The sequence below is a fragment of the Saccharospirillum mangrovi genome (assembly GCF_003367315.1).
GTDB classification, from domain to species: Bacteria; Pseudomonadota; Gammaproteobacteria; order Pseudomonadales; family Natronospirillaceae; genus Saccharospirillum; species Saccharospirillum mangrovi.
Genome location: NZ_CP031415.1, coordinates 2585145 through 2601584, shown reverse-complemented (window position 1 = coordinate 2601584; position 16440 = coordinate 2585145). Strand labels below are relative to the sequence as shown.

At 60.0% G+C, this 16440-nt stretch carries 15 protein-coding genes; 9 read left to right on the top strand and 6 right to left on the bottom strand.

The window, feature by feature from the left end; all coding sequences use genetic code 11:
• Positions 1-2: 2 nt before the first annotated feature.
• The 3 genes from DW349_RS12445 to aceA all read right to left on the bottom strand — a co-directional run bounded on the left by DW349_RS12445 (position 3) and on the right by aceA (position 3833).
• Positions 3-797, bottom strand: coding sequence for a transporter substrate-binding domain-containing protein (locus DW349_RS12445; protein ID WP_108125013.1), 795 nt, complete (start codon positions 795-797; stop codon positions 3-5).
• Positions 798-1028: 231 nt separating this feature from the next.
• Entirely contained in the window at positions 1029-2156 is a 1128-nt protein-coding gene (srmL, locus tag DW349_RS12440) for a PheS-related mystery ligase SrmL (RefSeq protein ID WP_108125014.1), read from the bottom strand.
• A gap of 333 nt (positions 2157-2489) precedes the next feature.
• On the bottom strand, positions 2490-3833 hold the full coding sequence (gene aceA / locus DW349_RS12435; protein WP_108125015.1) for an isocitrate lyase: 1344 nt from the start codon (positions 3831-3833) through the stop codon (positions 2490-2492).
• A 242-nt stretch (positions 3834-4075) separates the two neighbouring features.
• Here aceA and DW349_RS12430 point away from each other — a divergent pair, with 242 nt between their 5' ends.
• A complete protein-coding gene (locus tag DW349_RS12430) occupies positions 4076-5026 on the top strand; it encodes a LysR family transcriptional regulator (RefSeq protein WP_108125016.1) in 951 nt (316 codons plus the stop codon).
• 180 nt (positions 5027-5206) lie between these two features.
• Positions 5207-7420, top strand: a complete 2214-nt coding sequence (locus DW349_RS12425; RefSeq protein ID WP_108125017.1) for a malate synthase G — start codon at positions 5207-5209, stop codon at positions 7418-7420.
• Here DW349_RS12425 and DW349_RS12420 read toward each other — a convergent pair.
• Positions 7380-8318, bottom strand: a complete 939-nt coding sequence (locus DW349_RS12420; RefSeq protein ID WP_108125018.1) for an alpha/beta hydrolase — start codon at positions 8316-8318, stop codon at positions 7380-7382. The two genes, DW349_RS12425 and DW349_RS12420, sit on opposite strands and share 41 nt — an antisense overlap.
• Before the next feature lie 129 nt (positions 8319-8447).
• Here DW349_RS12420 and DW349_RS12415 point away from each other — a divergent pair, with 129 nt between their 5' ends.
• The 5 genes from DW349_RS12415 (at position 8448) to DW349_RS12395 (ending at position 12728) form a co-directional block, all read left to right on the top strand.
• Positions 8448-9473 (top strand): GlxA family transcriptional regulator, encoded by a 1026-nt coding sequence (locus tag DW349_RS12415; protein ID WP_108125019.1) that lies wholly within the window; start codon positions 8448-8450, stop codon positions 9471-9473.
• A 67-nt stretch (positions 9474-9540) separates the two neighbouring features.
• Complete coding sequence (gene efpL / locus DW349_RS12410) at positions 9541-10107, top strand: elongation factor P-like protein EfpL (protein ID WP_108125020.1); 567 nt, start codon at positions 9541-9543, stop codon at positions 10105-10107.
• Between the two features lie 77 nt (positions 10108-10184).
• The gene (locus DW349_RS12405; RefSeq protein WP_108125021.1) at positions 10185-11153 is read left to right on the top strand and encodes a sensor domain-containing diguanylate cyclase; all 969 of its coding nucleotides are present in this window, start codon (positions 10185-10187) and stop codon (positions 11151-11153) included.
• A gap of 115 nt (positions 11154-11268) precedes the next feature.
• Positions 11269-12486, top strand: a complete 1218-nt coding sequence (locus DW349_RS12400) for an NAD(P)/FAD-dependent oxidoreductase (protein WP_108125022.1) — start codon at positions 11269-11271, stop codon at positions 12484-12486.
• A gap of 11 nt (positions 12487-12497) precedes the next feature.
• The gene (locus DW349_RS12395; RefSeq protein WP_108125023.1) at positions 12498-12728 is read left to right on the top strand and encodes a DUF2798 domain-containing protein; all 231 of its coding nucleotides are present in this window, start codon (positions 12498-12500) and stop codon (positions 12726-12728) included.
• Positions 12729-12746: 18 nt separating this feature from the next.
• Here DW349_RS12395 and DW349_RS12390 read toward each other — a convergent pair whose 3' ends face one another.
• Entirely contained in the window at positions 12747-13775 is a 1029-nt protein-coding gene (locus DW349_RS12390) for an AI-2E family transporter (RefSeq protein WP_157954305.1), read from the bottom strand.
• A 166-nt stretch (positions 13776-13941) separates the two neighbouring features.
• Here DW349_RS12390 and DW349_RS12385 point away from each other — a divergent pair, with 166 nt between their 5' ends.
• Positions 13942-14562, top strand: coding sequence for a LysE family translocator (locus DW349_RS12385; RefSeq protein ID WP_108125025.1), 621 nt, complete (start codon positions 13942-13944; stop codon positions 14560-14562).
• 16 nt (positions 14563-14578) lie between these two features.
• On the opposite strand, the gene DW349_RS12380 is transcribed toward DW349_RS12385, so the two are convergent.
• Positions 14579-16024 (bottom strand): aminotransferase-like domain-containing protein, encoded by a 1446-nt coding sequence (locus tag DW349_RS12380; protein ID WP_108125026.1) that lies wholly within the window; start codon positions 16022-16024, stop codon positions 14579-14581.
• A 155-nt stretch (positions 16025-16179) separates the two neighbouring features.
• On the opposite strand from DW349_RS12380, the gene DW349_RS12375 reads away from it, so the two are divergent.
• Complete coding sequence (locus DW349_RS12375; protein ID WP_198650451.1) at positions 16180-16407, top strand: YjiS-like domain-containing protein; 228 nt, start codon at positions 16180-16182, stop codon at positions 16405-16407.
• Positions 16408-16440 lie beyond the last annotated feature (33 nt).

Genomic DNA, 16440 nt, shown 5'->3' with positions numbered 1-16440 from the left:
GCTTAGGCACCCAGGTCTGCAGGCAGCGGTGCGCGCAACCATTTCATGGAGATCTCGTTCAGAGTTCCGTCGGCGAGGGCGCCGGCGATGATTTCATTAACGCGCGCCTGCAACGCGGTTTCGCCTTTCATCAAGCCGATGTAGCAGGGTGAGTTTTTCAGCATGAATTTGGCTTCCGGGGCGCGGTTCGGATTGCGCGTGGCAATTTCGGTGGCGACCAGATTGCCGGTGGCAATCAAATCCACCTGACCGGACAGATAGGCTGACAAGGTGGTGTTGTTGTCTTCAAAACGCTGAATGGTGGTGCTCGACGGCGCGATTTTTTCCAGTTCCAGATCTTCGACGGCGCCGCGCGTAACGCCGACGGTCATGCCGGCCAGATCGTCAGCTGAGGCAACGCTCAGATCGCTGGCGCCGAAGACGCCTAAAAAGAACGGTGCGTAGGGCGCGGTGAAATCGATGGCGCGTTCACGCTCGGGGTTTTTGCCCAGGCTGGAAATTACCAGATCGGCTTTTCGGGTTTGCAGATAGGGAATGCGGTTGGCGCTGGTGACCGGAATCAGTTCCAGTTCGACGCCCAGTTGATCGGCCACGTACTGCGCCATGTCGATATCAAAACCTTGGGGTTGCAAGTCGGTACCGACGGAACCAAAGGGCGGAAAATCCTGCGGTACGGCAACGCGCAATACCTGGCGCTGTTGGATGTCTTCCAGCACGTCGGCGTGGCTGACGGATACGGCACCGACCAAGGTGGCGGCGACAAAAAGAATTCGGCTGAGGGTGCGTTTAATGGACATCGTTCTTCCTGTTTCAGGGGTCGTTAGTGAGTCAATTGTTAGTTGAATAGGCGACATCGCTCAGCAAGGAGTGCGCCAGCGTCCGATTAACCCGAGGATTGCCGGGCTGCGGTGGCGATGAGCGAAAATGGTTTGCTGTGAGTGGGCTTAAAAGAAAGCCCAACGCACCAGGCTTGTGCGTTGGGCTGGATCAGTGGCCGAAGGTTTTACGCCCTATGGTCTGTCGTTTGGTCAGTCGTTAGCCCAGTGCATCACCTCGCCACGGTGCACCGACTGATAGACGCGGTTACGCAACGCATTGGCTTCGGCCTGAGTGATGCTGCGGGTCGGGTGCCGGATCACCAGCCGCAACAGCAGGTTTTTTTGCCCGGATTTCAGGCCCAATCGTTCGACCGCCTGCGGTGGCAGTGCGTGCGCTGGCGTTTCGCTGAGCACTTGCACCATTTCGAGCCAGTCGGCCTGATCGGTGAGCGCTTGCCGCACTTGATCGCCGAGCAGTTCGGCGTCCGTGGCGTTGTCGGTGGCAATCGACAGATCGCGCTCAATGGCTGGCTGCCACGACACCGGCCGCCACGGTTCCAGATCCAGCATTTGCTCGGCGACACGCGGGTCGGCGTTGCGCAGCAGGCGGATGTCGGGCAGTTGCTTGCGCACCATTAACAGTCGATCCAGGCCGAGCCCGATGGCGATGCCGGTCACGTCGTTCGGGTTCCAGCCGGTGCGTGCCAGCAAGCCGGGGTCGATGCGACCGCACTCGCCAATTTCCACCAGTTCGCCTTTGGCGGTCAGCGCGTCGAGTTGCAGACCGTCCTGGGTGTAAGGGTGGGGCGAGCGGCTGAGGCTGATGGCCTGGTCGGGCAGAATCGCCTGACACAGCTCGCCAATGGCGGTGCGCACCATTCGCTGTTCATCGATCAGTTCCGAGCGAGGCAGCAGAATCCAGATATCCGCCTGGTGCGGTTCGGCGCAATGCAGCCGGTCGATGCTGTCGCGTCGGTACACCAGGCCATGCGTCAGCAGCATTAAGCGACGCGGCGTTTTGTCCGGCCAGGATTGCAGCCAGGTGGGCACCAGCGCCGAAGTTTGGGTGCGTAACATCCAGTCGTCGGACAGATAACGGCTGTAACGCGCCTCGCGTGCCGGGCCGTCGGGCGGATAACCGAGCGCGTCGTAGTTCTGCGTCACCGGCACCAAAGGCGAGGCGGGCAGGCGTTGCAGCGGTGCCTGATAGGTGTCGGTCAGGTGGGTTTGAATGGCGTCGAGCAATAACTGGATGGCGTGCGGGCCTTGCGCCGGGTTGCTTAAATCGCGCAGTGACAAGGCCGCGACCAATTGCTCGGCGGTGAGCTGGGTATTCATCTTTGATCTCCAAAAAGCCAGGACTCAAGCGAGGACGCTTGAATCAAATTCATTCCAATGCGTTGGTTTTGGAATCCTCCGAACCGGGGCTCGGAGATGGCTTTTCAGACAGGAAAAGTCAGACCGCCGCGCCCACTTGCAAGGCTCGGAGGTCAGTAAATCGGAGAGTGCGAATCCAGTTGTTCATGCGCGCCAGTCTAAGTGGCACCCCAGAACTGTCAATGAAAAAACAACGGGCAACGAAAATACAACGGTCAACGAAAAAGGCGCCGCACGCGACGCCAAAGGGGAAGGGGCCAACCCGTCGGCCCCGGTCTTAATGGTTTGAATCACTCAGGCGAACTGCGCTTCTTCGGTCGAGCCGGTCAGCGCCGTGACGGACGAACTGCCGCCCTGAATCACCGTGGTCATGTCGTCGAAGTAGCCGGTGCCGACTTCCTTCTGATGCGCCACAAAGGTGTAGCCCTTGTCGGCGTCGCGGAATTCCTGTTCCTGCAATTCGACGTAAGCCGACATGTCTTTGCGCGCGTAGTGGTACGCCAGGTTGAACATGCCGTGCCACATGTTGTGAATGCCCGCCAGCGTGATGAACTGGAATTTGTAGCCCATGGCCGACAGCTCAGTCTGGAACCTGGCGATGGTGGCGTCGTCCAGATTCTTCTTCCAGTTGAACGACGGCGAGCAGTTGTACGCCAGCAGCTGGTCCGGGAATTCCTTGCGCACCGCTTCGGCGAATTTTTTCGCTTCGTCGAGATTCGGCGTGGCGGTTTCGCACCACAGCAGATCGGCGTACGGCGCGTAGGCCAGGCCACGGGAAATCGCCTGGTCGATGCCGTTGCGCACCCGGTAGAAACCTTCGGAGGTGCGCTCGCCGGTCAGGAATTCGGCGTCCCAGGGGTCGCAGTCGGACGTTAACAGGTCGGCGGCGTTGGCGTCGGTGCGCGCCAGGATGATCGACGGCACGCCTTCAACGTCGGCTGCTAAGCGTGCAGCCGTCAGTTTCTGTACCGCTTCCTGCGTCGGCACCAAGACTTTACCGCCCATGTGGCCGCACTTTTTCACCGCCGCGAGCTGGTCTTCAAAATGCACACCGGACGCGCCGGCGCGGATCATGTTTTTCATCAGCTCATAGGCGTTCAATACGCCGCCAAAGCCGGCTTCGGCGTCGGCAACGATGGGCGCGAAGTAATCCACGTAATCGGCATCGCCCGGTTGTTTGCCGGCCTGCCACTGAATCTGGTCGGCGCGCTCAAAGGCGTTGTTGATGCGACGCACGACGGTGGGCACGGAATCAACCGCGTACAGCGATTGGTCCGGGTACATGGTTTCACTGGTGTTGGCGTCGGCCGCGACCTGCCAGCCGGACAGATAAATCGCCTGCACCCCGGCTTTGACTTGCTGAACCGCCTGGCCGCCGGTCAGCGCGCCCATGGCGTTAACGAAGTCTTTGTCGGGGCGAAAATCTGGCCGGCCGCCTTCGTTGACCAGTTGCCAGAGTTTTTCCGCGCCACGGGTGGCGATGGTGTTGTCGCGTTTCAGCGAGCCGCGCAGTCGTACCACGTCGTCGGCGCTGTAGTTGCGGCGGATGCCTTGCCAGCGCGGGTTGGTTGCCCAGTCGCGGGCGATGGCGTCGATTTCCTGCTGTCGATCGTAGTTTCCGGTAGTCGGAGTCGTCATCGGAACGTCCTCTTGGTTGTGCTGCCGCTCGGGCTTGTTGTTGTGGGGACTGCTGTGTTTCGGCGCCCTGTATTTAGATTGATCGTTTAGGTTGATCGTTTTTTGATCGGTAGGCGTCGATAAATTCACCTTAGGGACGGCTGAAAAATTTGGCTAATTTATAATCGTTATTTTCGCTATTCCTGTGGTGAATGGAGAGGTGCTTGGGTTAGGATGCGGTCACTTTGCCGACGGAAATCACCATGCAACTGAATCGCATCGACATGAATCTGCTGGTTTACCTCGACGTTTTATTGCGCGAGCGCAGCGTAACCAAAGCCGCCGACCAGCTGGGCATCAGCCAGCCGGCCATGAGCAACGGCCTGCGCCGGTTGCGTACATTGTTTGACGACCCGCTGCTGATCCGCACCAGCGAAGGCATGACGCCGACCGAGCGCGCGCGCCAACTGGAGCCGACGCTGCGCACCGTGTTGCAAGACATCGAGCGCGCCATCCGCCCGCGCAGTGAATTCGACGCCGCCGCCAGCGGCCGGGTGTTTCGCATCATGGTCAGCGACTACGCCGAATCGACGCTGATTCCACCGCTGCTGCGGCGTTTGCGCGAAATCGCACCGAGCGTGATTCTCGATCTGATGACACCCAGCGATGTCAGCTTTTTCGATGTTGAGCAGGGCAAGGTCGATCTGGTGATCAACCGCTTTAACTCCATTCCGCAGTCGTTTCATCAGACCACGGTATGGAAGGACGACTTTTGCTGCATGGTCAGCCGCGATAACCCCATCCTCGATAATTTCAGTCTGAAGAATTACCTCGAAGCCCAGCACGTCTGGGTGTCGAAGACGGGCTTTGGCGTCAGCGTTGGCGTCGATCCAGGCGATGTGCAGCGCCTCGGTTGGGTCGATGAAGTGCTGCGCCAGTTGGGCAAGAAGCGCCGCATCACGGTGTTCACGCGCCATTATCAGGCGGCCATGTTGCTGTCGGAGCAGAACGATCTGGTGCTGACGGTGCCGTCGCGTGCGGCGCTGTTGCAGGCCGAGAACCCGCGCTTGGTAGTGAAAGCGCCGCCGTTCGAGATTCCGCCGATCCAGCTCAAACTGGTGTGGAGCCCACTGCTGCACCACGACCCGGCGCACCGTTGGATGCGTCGTTTGATCAACGAAGTGGCCGAAGAAGTGGTAGCGCCGGAATTTTGAACAGCGTTTCGGTCAAACGATCGTTTAACATTCATCAGCTGAATAGTGAAAATAACAACAATAAATTAGTCGAATTATTTTTCCGTCCCTAGGCTCAGGAAGTGCACGACACCAGAACGACCTAAAAAACGCCCAGAAAAAGGCGCGCCAGCGCCAACAACAAAACAAGAGGCACCGAGCATGACAGACCGCACTACCGAGGGCGGCTTGCAGATCGCAACTGCGCTGCACCGCCTGGTCGCCGAGGAAATGACGCCAGGCACCGGCATTGAGCCGGCACAACTCTGGCAACAACTGGAAGCCATTGTCGAAGACCTGACCCCGCGTAACGATGCCTTGCTGCGCGAGCGGGATCGCTTGCAGGCGCAATTGGACCAATGGCACGCCGAACGCAGCCGCGAACCCTTCGACCGCGATGCTTACCGCGACTTTCTCACCGACATTGGCTACCTGCTGCCGGAAGGCGAGGATTTTCAGATCGGCACCGAACAGGTGGATCGGGAAATCGCTGACCAGGCCGGGCCGCAATTGGTGGTGCCGGTGAAGAACGCGCGTTTCGCGCTGAACGCGGCCAACGCCCGCTGGGGCAGCCTCTACGATGCGCTGTACGGCACCGATGCCATCGCATTCAGCGACGGTGCGGAACTGACCGACCAATACAATCTGGTGCGCGGCGCGCGCGTGATCGCCTACGGTCGGCAATTGCTCGATCAGGCTGCGCCGTTGGCCGAGTGCAGCCATTCGCGGGTCAGTGCTTACCGCGTGCTGGGTGGCGATCTGGTGGTGGAATTGGTCGATGGCCGCGAAACCAGTCTGGCGAATCCGCAGCAGTGCGTCGGCTTTCAGGGCGACCCGGAAAACCCGAGTGCGATTTTGCTGCGCAACAACGGTCTGCACATCGAGATTCAGATCGATCACAAATCCCGCGTTGGCAGCACCGATGCCGCGGGCGTTAAAGACCTGTGCATCGAAGCGGCGCTGACCACCATCATGGATTGCGAAGACTCGGTGGCCGCCGTCGATGCCGACGACAAAGTTGAGGTCTACCGCAACTGGCTCGGCCTGATGCGTGGCACGCTCAGCGACACTTTCCAGAAAGACGGCCAGAGCGTCACCCGCACGCTGGCGGACGATCGGGAATACCAAGGGCTCGACGGCCGGCCACTGACCTTGCCCGGCCGCAGTCTGATGTTCGTGCGCAACGTCGGCCATCTGATGACCACGCCGGCGGTGCTCGACCGCCACGGCCGGGAAATTTACGAAGGTGTGCTCGATGCGATGATGACGGCGCTGGCCGCGCTGCACGATTTGAAACGCCTGGGCGACAAACGCAATTCGCGCACCGGCAGCGTCTATATCGTCAAACCCAAGATGCACGGCCCGGACGAAGTGGCGTTCGCTGTCGAGCTGTTCGAGCGTGTCGAGCAGGCGCTGGGGTTGCCGGGCAACACGCTGAAAATCGGCATCATGGACGAAGAGCGCCGCACTACGTTGAACCTGAAAGCCTGCATTCGCGCCGCGCGCGAGCGGGTGGTGTTCATCAACACCGGCTTTTTGGACCGCACCGGCGATGAAATTCACAGCTCCATGCTGGCAGGGCCGATGGTGCCGAAGGCGGAAATGAAACAGACCGCCTGGATTGCCGCTTACGAGAACAACAACGTCGATGTCGGTCTGGCTTGTGGCTTGCCCGGTCGGGCGCAAATCGGCAAAGGCATGTGGCCGATGCCGGATGAGATGGCGGCGATGCTGTCGCTGAAAATCAGCCATCCAAACGCCGGCGCCAACACCGCCTGGGTGCCGTCGCCGAATGGCGCGACCTTGCATGCGCTGCATTATCACCAGGTCGAGGTGCGCGAGCGCCAGGCGCAGTTGCGTGAACGGGCGCGGGCGTCGCTGGACGATTTATTGTCGATTCCGGTGCTCGACGATCCAAACCGGCTCAGCGCCGAGTCGATCCAGCAGGAACTCGACAACAACGCCCAGGGCATTCTCGGCTACGTGGTGCGCTGGATTGATCAGGGCGTCGGCTGTTCCAAAGTGCCGGACATCAACGACGTCGGCCTGATGGAAGACCGCGCCACGCTGCGCATTTCCAGTCAGCACATGGCGAACTGGCTGTTGCATGGGCTGTGCAGCGAAGCGCAGATCATCGAGACGATGCAGCGCATGGCGGCGGTGGTCGATCGGCAAAACACGCACGATGCGGCGTACCGGCCAATGGCGCCAAACTTCAATGCCAGCATCGCTTTTCAGGCGGCTCTGGCGCTGGTGTTGAAAGGCAAGCAACAGCCGAACGGCTACACCGAGCCGCTGTTGCACGCTTACCGCCAGCAGGCCAAGGCGGCCCAGGCTAAAGCTGGCGCTGAAAATAGCTCACCAGCTGTCGTATAACGGCGGCATCTTTGAGCGCACCGCTGTGGCCGAGGCCGCGAGTCTGAATCGACTCGGCCGCAGGCCAGGCTGCAGCGGCGCGATGCAAGTCGGCGATGGGCACTTCGCGGTCGTCGGCATCCATAACCAATACCCCCGGCAGGGTTAGAAAAGGCGCGGCGAAATCGAGGCTGATGCGCTGCCAGATGCTGGTGTCTTCGTTCAGATAACGGCGTGATAACGCTCGGGTTTCGGTCGTCAGGCTACGCTCGAACGCAGCGCGGGTGCGGTTGTTCAAGCCCAAAGCGCCGTTAAAACTTTCGAACAGCGCGTTCACATCCAGCCCCGGTGCCACCAGGGCCAACTGGCCCGGTTGAAACCCTTGCGCCATGGCCTGGATCACCGACTGAGCGCCGAGCGAGTGCGCTATCACCGCCGCTGGCTGGCCGAGTTGTGTCTGGATGGTCAGCAATACCCGGGCGAATTCATACACGTGAGTACGGCGGCTTTTGTTCAGACCGTGACCGGGCAGATCGAACAAACAGACCTGATAACCGGCGTTGACCAAAGGCGTCACCCATTCGCGGAATTGACTGCCGCTGCCGCGCCAGCCGTGCACACCCAGAATCAGCGGTGCTTTGGGGTTGCCCCACAGGTGCAGATCGAGACCGTTGGGGTCGAGATAGAGCGGTTGCCGCCGGTCGGCGCTGGCCCAGAAGGCGCGAGTGCGTTGGCCCGGTTCGCCGTGCAGCGGCGTGAACCAGAGCCGGGTCAATACTTGTCCGGCCAGGGCTGGCGATACCCAGGCCAGCGCGTTCAGGCCGCGCCCCAGCCGTCTAAAACTGTCGGGCATGGGCCCGGCTTCGGTTCGGGCGGCCGGCGAGGTGTCTTGGCTGGTTAAGGTGCTGCGCAGGGTCATGGCGATCTACCAATGCGAATGAAGCATCAGTCTGCGCGGGAGTTAAACCATTGCGCAGTGTCATATTTGACATCTTAGGGTCTAAAATAGACATTCTGAGCTGAGGCAACTGTTACGCAGGTGAATGCCATGCAAGTGATGATTATTTTGACCGAGCGCTGCATGGGCTCGCAGGTGGTCGGTTTTGTCGATGCGTTGATGATGGTCAATTACTGCCATCACAAAGCCGGCGGCGAGGCGCCATTGTTCGAATGGTCGCTGGTCTCGAGCGATGGTCAGCCGGTGTTGCCGTTCAACGGTCTGCCGGTGGCGGCGGACCAATCGTTAGCTCAGGCGTTGGCTGATCGACGGTATCCGATTGGTCAGCAACTCTGGCTGGTGCCGTCCATCATTGAAGCGGTGTCGCGGCCCGAACGCATTCGCGCGGCGCTGGATCGCATGCAGCCGGTTATCGCCGCCGTGCAGCAGCATTACCAACGCGGCGGCCGGGTCGCCAGCGCCTGTACCGGCGCGTTCGCGCTGGCCGAAGCCGGTTTACTGGGCCCGTATCCGGCCTTGATGCACTGGCGCAGCGAAGCCAGTTTTCAGCGGCTTTTCCCTGGCATACGCACCGATACCCATACCGCGCTGGCCGATTACGGCCGCATTCTCTGCACCAGTGGCGGCATGCAAAGCGCGGCACATCTGGTGTTGCATCTGGTCGCGCGCCTGCACAGCGAAGCGCTGGCGCTGGAGGTTGCCAAGATGATGCAGATTGATCGGCAATCCACCGCGCCGGTTGCCTACGCCGCCACCCGCGCCGATGCGCCGCACAACGACGACAAAGTGCGAATGGCGCAGGCGCGGATGCGTGAACGTTTGCACCTGAGCGTCAGCATCGAACAACTGGCTGCTGAACTGGCGATCAGCGACCGTCAGTTGAAGCGCCGCTTTGCTCAGGCCACGGGCCTGTCGCCGCTCAAGTATTTGCAGAAAGAACGCCTCAAACGCGCCTGCCAATTGCTGGAAAACAGCCGGCTGCCATCGGCACGCATCGCCGGCGAAGTCGGTTACCAGGACGAAAGCAATTTCCGTCGGTTGTTCAAGCGCGAACTGGGCATGACGATGGAGCATTACCGGCGCCAGTTCAGTGCGCAAAACGCCATTGAGCAGTAGCGGTTCCGGCCGGGCCCTGTGCTAAACTGCGCCACCTTTTTTAACTGAGCCTCACCTCGAGTTTCCTATGCCTAAAGCCCCTGAGATCAAACCCGGCCACGTCGTCGAACTCGACGGTCAGCCTTACATCGTGCGTAAAGTCGACGTGCACAGCCCCAGCGCCCGTGGCGCTTCGACGCTGTACAAGATGGTGTTCAACGATCTGGTCACCAAACGCAAGCGCGAAGAGTCGTTCAAAGGCGACGAGTTGCTGACATTGGCCGATGCCCAGTTGCGCACCGTTCAATACCTGTTTGCCGATGGCGATATGCACACCTTTATGGATGTCGAGGATTACGCTCAGCACATGCTCTCCAGTGACGATTTAGACGATCTGCTGCCCTGGCTCGAAGACGGCATGGAAGGCTTGACCGGCGTGGTCGTGAACGAGGTGCTGGTGGCGATCGAACTGCCGCAATCGGTGGTCCGCACGATTCTGGATACCGCCCCGGCGATCAAAGGCGCTTCGGCGTCGGCGCGCAACAAACCGGCCGACCTGGGCCGTGGCCTGAGCGTTCAGGTGCCGGAGTACATCGAAGTGGGTGAGCGCATTCGGGTGAACACCGAGTCGCGCAAATTCATGTCGCGGGCCTGACGCCGAGCAAAAATAGCGTTATTGTGACCGGGTTCTCATAAAAATACCCAACGACGACAGGGAGGTCGTAGGTCAGCGTGGAGTCATCAAAGCCATCCATTCAAACCCCGGCTGATGATTCGGCCGTTGCTCAACTGCTCGATGTGCTGCATCGGGACGCCAAGGTTAAGGCGGCGATGGATCGGTTGGGCGTCTTTGTCGTCAATCACCGCGATTACGCCCAATACCCGCTGACCACGCCGATGCATTTCGACGGTCAGGTGCCTTTTGCCGACGCCTGGGACTGGCTGCAATACATCCATCCGAGCGACCGGCCCCGGGTCGAAGAAGCCTGGAATGCGGTGATTCGCGGTGAAACCGACCTGTTCTGTGCCGAATACCGCTATCAGCAGTCCGACGGCGAATACCGCTGGTTGCTCAACAAAGGCACTGTTGTGCATCGCACCGCCGACGGCTATCCCTGGGTTTATGTGGGTGCCGACACCGACATCGAAGAACTCAAACTCACCCAGCGCCGTTTGATCGAACAGCAGAACGAGCTGCGCGACAGCCTGATGCGCGACCCGCAATTGGGCATTCCCAACCGCCGTTATCTGGACGAACAAGCGCCGCGTATGCTCGATGATGCATACGCTGAGCAATCGGCGCTGACCGTTCTGGTCTGCGATCTCGATAACTTCAAAACGCTGAACGACACCCTGGGCCATTCGGTCGCCGACGGCATTCTGATGCAGGTGGTCGGCAAGATTGGCGATTGCCTGCGCGATACCGACGTTATCGCCCGCTTTGGTGGTGATGAATTCGTCGTGTTACTGGGCGCCACCGATGGTGACCAGGCGGCGCAAGTCGCTGAGCGCATTCTGGCGTCGGTGCGTACGTTGTCGAGCGCCCAACACGGCACCGAGCTTGCCATTTCCATCGGCGGCTACAGCGCCCGGCCTTCGGCGGGCGAGACGCTGTGGCAGTTTTTTGAAAAGGCCGACAAAGCGCTGTATCGCGCCAAGCAACAAGGCCGTGGTTGCTACGTCGCCGCCGCCAAAGACTGACGTTTCCCACCCACACACCGTTCCACGTTATGACCCATTCGACTTAGGTTTTGGTTGCCAGTTTTTATTTTGTGTCTAATATTAGAAAACTCTAATAAATAGAAGAGACGCTCAAATGACACGCAAATATCAGGTTGTAATTGCCGGGGGTGGTGCAGCGGGTATCGCCGTGGCGGCATCGCTGAAACAGCGCCAGGCGGATCTGCGCATTGCCATCGTGGAACCGCGTCAGACACACATTTATCAGCCGGGCCAAACGCTGGTCGGGCGCGGCGTGATGACGCTGCCGCAATTGCAGCGGCCGACCGCCAAACTTCTGCCCAAGGGCGTGGATTGGCTGGAGCACCGTATCGCGGCGTTCGAGCCGGAACACAACGCCGTCCGGCTCGATAATCAGGAACGGCTGGAATACGACCAGTTGGTCGTGGCCCTGGGTTTGGAACTGAACATTGAGGCCATTGAGGGGCTTGCCGAAACGCTCGGACAAAACGGCGTGACCTCAAATTACGTCACCGAACTGGCCGAATACACCTGGCAGCAGGTGCAACGCCTGGGCTCAGGCAAGGCGATCTTTACCCAGCCACCGATGCCGATCAAATGCGCCGGCGCGCCGCAAAAAGCCATGTACCTCAGTTGCGATTACTGGAAAAAGCAGGGCTGCCTGAACGACATCCGGGTCGAATTCCATAACGCGGGCGCAGTGTTGTTTGGTGTCGCCGACTTTGTGCCAGTGCTGGAAAGTTACGTCCGCGATTACGGCGCGCGGCTGATGTTTAGCAGCACGCTGGTGCGGGTCGATGGCCCGAATCACAAAGCCTGGTTTGCCCAAAGCGAAGGCGGCGAACTGGAAGTGGAATTCGATCTGCTGCACGTCACACCGCCGCAACGCGCGCCACAGGTGGTGCGCGACAGCGTGCTGGCGAACGAAGCCGGCTGGCTGGAAGTGAATCAGAACACCTTGCAACACCCCCGGTTTGCGAACGTTTTTGCGCTGGGCGATGTGGCCTCGGCGCCCAACGCCAAAACCGCGGCGGCCATTCGCAAACAGGCGCCGGTGGTGGCGCGCAATCTGTTGGCGGTGCGCCAGGGGCAGGCGATCAATTCCGGTTACAGCGGTTACGGTGCCTGCCCGTTGACGGTCGAAGCCGGCAAGGTCGTGCTGGCCGAATTCGGTTACGGCGGGGTGTTGCAGCCCAGTTTTCCGCTGAACCCGCGCCGCCCGCGTCGGTTTTACTGGTGGATGAAAACCACGCTGTTTCCCTGGGTGTATTGGAATCTGATGCTTAAAGGCCGCGAATGGTGGCTGAAACACGAGCGCCCGAGTGGCGACTGAGGAGTAAAACCATGTTGAAACGGAAGTATCAGCACTGGGTACAGGCGTTGCTGATGTCGGTGTTGATGGTGACTTTGATGACGGCGGTGGTAACCGCCGTGAACACCGGCTTTGCCGGGGCTTTTGGGCAGCGCTGGCTGGCGTCGTTTGTGGTCGCCTGGCCTATCGCTTTTGTCATCATTTTGCTGTTTGGCCGCCGGGTAGCGCAGCTGTCTGCCCGGCTGTGTTCACTCGACGACTGACGCCGCTGAAATTCGCCGCTACTGGCTCAGCAAGACGGCCAGCCAGCGGCTTTTCGGGTAAATTTCCAGGCCGATTTTAACCACCACGGTCAGCGGTACGGCGAGCAAAGCGCCGACCGGACCGAGCAACCAGCCCCAGAACACCAGCGAGATAAACACCACCAGCGTCGACAGATCGAGCGAACGCCCCATCAGCCTCGGCTCCAGCAAATTACCAATCACTGCGTTGATGGCACCAAAGCCCAGGCCGCTGATCAGCAAGCCGGGCAGGCCAAGTTGCACGGTCGCCAGAAACATGGGCGGCACCGCTGCAATCAACGAACCGATGTTGGGAATGAAGTTCATCACAAAGGCGAAGGTGCCCCAGAGAATGGGGTAATCGACGCCCATCAGTTTGATCAATGCCCAGACCGCCAAGCCGGTGATGGCGCTGACCAGGCACTTGATCACCAGATAGCGTTGTACCGACCGGCTGAAGCGACGGGCGAACGCCATATCGAAACTGTCGCCCAAAGCGCGGCGGACTTTTTCCGGCAGGCTTTGCGCTTCGTTGAGCATGAAAATCAGGATAAAGACGGTCAGTGCCAACGCCAGCAGAATGCTGCCGACGCCGGAAAACAAACGACCGGCAAAGCCGATAAAGCTGTCCGGCGGCGCCAGCGACTGCAAGCTGGAACGCAGATCGCCAGCCAGCCAGGGCAGGCGTTCGCGCATGTAGTCCAGGCCGTCTTCGAGGCTTTCTTCATACTCCGGCAGGCGTTGGAAAAAATCGTCCGCCGAGGTCGCCACCAGGCTGCCAATCACATAGAGCGCGCCAAACACCAAGGCCACCACCAGGCCGATGGCAACCGATACGGGCACCTTCCAGTTCACCAGCCAGCGCACGGCCGGGGCGGTGACCACGGCCAGAAATAATGCGAGCAGGCAGGGCACCAGAATCGGCTGGGCGACTCGCATGCCGGCCAGAATGATGATGACGGCGGCGACCGTCAGCAGCGAACGGGCCATGGGGGCGTCGGAAGGATCGGGGCGGAGTCTGGAGGGCATTCGGGCATCCTTGTTGGCCGAGACATCTAGGGCATTAAAACACAGCCGACCGACCGGGCGCAGTCGCCTGAAAGTCATTGATGGTTATGGATTATTTGCACCGCCACGCTCGGCACCGGGCGCTTCGCGACGCTACAATGGCGCGTCCTTTTTCGGAGGTGCCGCCATGAGTCTGCACAGCGCGTTTACGTTTTTTCTGGCCCTGTTTTTATTCAGCATTACGCCCGGCCCGGGTGTGTTTGCCATTCTGGCGCGGGCGCTGACCCGAGGCGCTAAGGCATGCGTGCTGCTGGCGCTGGGCATGGTGGTGAGCGATTTGGTGTATTTGATGTTGGCGACCTACGGCCTGGCGGCGATTGCCGAAAACTGGGCTGGCCTGTTCACGCTGATTCGTTATCTGGGCGCGGCGTATTTGATTTATCTGGGCGTAAAAATGTTCCGCGCTACCGTCAGTGAGACCGATCCGCTGGCGGTCGATCAAGCCGCCGGCGGCGCCTGGTCCGGCTTTTTACAGGGCTTTTTGATTTCGGCGTCCAACCCCAAGGTGATTCTGTTTTACATCGCCTTTTTGCCGACCTTTGTGGACCTCAGTGCGCTGTCGTCGGCGGATCTGGTATTGGTCTGTGTGTTGACAGCGCTGGCGTTGTCGCTGGGTTTGATGCTGATTGCCGTCAGCGCCGCCCGCGCTGCCCGGGTGTTGAAAACGCCCAAGGCCATTCGTCGGCTGAACCGGTCGGCGGGCGGCATCATGATGGCCGCCGGCACGTATCTGGCGGTCAGCAAATAGCGATATTTCAACCGGCTTACAGCGCCGTCGCCGGGCTGTTGGCGTTAACGCGGTCAGACACCCAACCGCCCAGGCGGCGGATGGCGTCTTCGCGTTCCGGCGTCCAACGGTGGGCGTAGCTGATGCGGAAACAGTGGCGAAACTGTTTGTTGATGGAAAACATTTCGCCCGGCGCAATCAGCACATCGCGGTCTTTGGCGTAGTGATACAACTCGGTGGTGTTGATCGCCTTGGGCAGTTCAAACCAGGCGCCAATGCCGCCTTGCGGCCGGGAGATTTTGGTCACCGACGGGAAGGATTCCGTTGCCAGATCGACCAGACGTTCACAGCGTTGCCGATAGGTTTCGCGCGCCAACCGTAAGTGTCGCTCGTAAATGCCGTGGCCGAGAATGTCGGCGCAGACCAGTTGCGGTAACAACGGCGCCGCCACCAGATTGACGAACTTGCGATACAACACCTCTTCGAAATAACGCCCCGCCAACACCCAGCCCACCCGCAATTGCGGATCGATGGTTTTCGACAGCGACGAACACAGCAGCACCCAGCCTTGAGTGTCGAAGGCTTTGATTGCGTGCGTGCGGCGTTCGCCGAAATACAGATCGCCGTAGATGTCGTCTTCGATCAACGGCACTTCGTATTGTTCGAGCAACGCCACCAGCGCGCGTTTGCGGTCGTCGGGAATGCTGCAACCGAGCGGATTGGAGAAACTCGATACCGACAGAACGGCGGCAATCGGCCATTGCTCCATCGCCAGCTTCAACGCTTCCAGACTCATGCCGGTTTCCGGGTGCACCGGGATTTCGATGGCGCGCAGCCCACACGATTCAATCAACTGCAAAATGCCGTAATAACAAGGCGATTCCACGGCCACCAAATCGCCCGGCTGAGTTAACGCCTGCAAACACAGACCCATGGCGTTGAGGCTGCCGATGGTGGTGACGATGCTGTCGGGCGAGGCAGCCACGCCGGCATCGACCGCATGTCGGGCAATTTGCTGGCGCAGCTCGAACGCGCCTTCCGGTTCGGAATAGCCAACGCCCAGGTGTTTGCCGGTGCGCGCCAGCCGGCTGTAGGTCTGCTGCAAATGCTTGGCGATGGGAAAATCAAAGGCCGGGGTGGCGCGGCTGAAATTGATGGCGTCGGAGCGAAAACCATTGCGCTGGACATCCATCACCAACTGCGAGGTGGTAGCGACAACCGGACGCGACGCCGAACGCATGATGGTCGGCATATCCAACGTTGGCTGCGCCTGGCGAATGGCGTAATAACCCGACTTGGGCCGCGCTTCCACCCAGCCTTGTTGTTCCAGCTGACTCAGCGCCGACATCACCGTCGCAATGCTCACACCTTCGCGTTTGGCAAGCTGACGAATGGACGGCAGACGCTCGCCAATGGCGATGGCACCGTTGCGAATCTGGTCGGCTAACTGCGCCGCCAATTGCTCATAAAGATGGTTTTCCACGCTAAGCACCAGAACAGTTGAATGGAAAAAGCACCATAACAGTTGGCGCTCTTCTCAATCTGTATCTATTGAGATACATGAATTCTGAATCTGTATCGGTTCAGATGGTGCGGCTAGCATAGTCCCGGTGACATCGAGTTGTACAGGAGGACATCATGAGCACCCAACTCAACGCCAACAGCACCGGGCTGAGCCGGTTTATCGACGCGGCCATCGGGCACCTCAAACAAGGCATGGCCGAACTGGCCGACGCGTGGCGCATCCGCCGGCGAACCTTGAAGACGCGCCGCCGCCTGTCGCAATTACCGGCCTATATGTACCGCGACCTGGGGTTGCGTCCGGACGAAGTGCAGCGCGAAATCAATCGCGGCCTCTGGCATTAATCGCCGATAAAAAAGAACCCGGCCGAGGCCGGG

Excerpts from the sequence above, each read along its gene's own strand:
- DW349_RS12420 (WP_108125018.1), bottom strand. The coding sequence starts at position 8,318 with ATGACCCTGCGCAGCACCTTAACCAGCCAAGACACCTCGCCGGCCGCC.
- DW349_RS12395 (WP_108125023.1), top strand. The coding sequence starts at position 12,498 with ATGTTGAAACGGAAGTATCAGCACTGGGTACAGGCGTTGCTGATGTCG.
- DW349_RS12415 (WP_108125019.1), top strand. The coding sequence starts at position 8,448 with ATGCAAGTGATGATTATTTTGACCGAGCGCTGCATGGGCTCGCAGGTG.
- DW349_RS12430 (WP_108125016.1), top strand. The coding sequence starts at position 4,076 with ATGCAACTGAATCGCATCGACATGAATCTGCTGGTTTACCTCGACGTT.
- DW349_RS12385 (WP_108125025.1), top strand. The coding sequence starts at position 13,942 with ATGAGTCTGCACAGCGCGTTTACGTTTTTTCTGGCCCTGTTTTTATTC.
- DW349_RS12390 (WP_157954305.1), bottom strand. The coding sequence starts at position 13,775 with ATGCCCTCCAGACTCCGCCCCGATCCTTCCGACGCCCCCATGGCCCGT.
- efpL (WP_108125020.1), top strand. The coding sequence starts at position 9,541 with ATGCCTAAAGCCCCTGAGATCAAACCCGGCCACGTCGTCGAACTCGAC.
- DW349_RS12445 (WP_108125013.1), bottom strand. The coding sequence starts at position 797 with ATGTCCATTAAACGCACCCTCAGCCGAATTCTTTTTGTCGCCGCCACC.
- aceA (WP_108125015.1), bottom strand. The coding sequence starts at position 3,833 with ATGACGACTCCGACTACCGGAAACTACGATCGACAGCAGGAAATCGAC.
- DW349_RS12425 (WP_108125017.1), top strand. The coding sequence starts at position 5,207 with ATGACAGACCGCACTACCGAGGGCGGCTTGCAGATCGCAACTGCGCTG.
- DW349_RS12400 (WP_108125022.1), top strand. The coding sequence starts at position 11,269 with ATGACACGCAAATATCAGGTTGTAATTGCCGGGGGTGGTGCAGCGGGT.
- DW349_RS12375 (WP_198650451.1), top strand. The coding sequence starts at position 16,180 with ATGAGCACCCAACTCAACGCCAACAGCACCGGGCTGAGCCGGTTTATC.
- srmL (WP_108125014.1), bottom strand. The coding sequence starts at position 2,156 with ATGAATACCCAGCTCACCGCCGAGCAATTGGTCGCGGCCTTGTCACTG.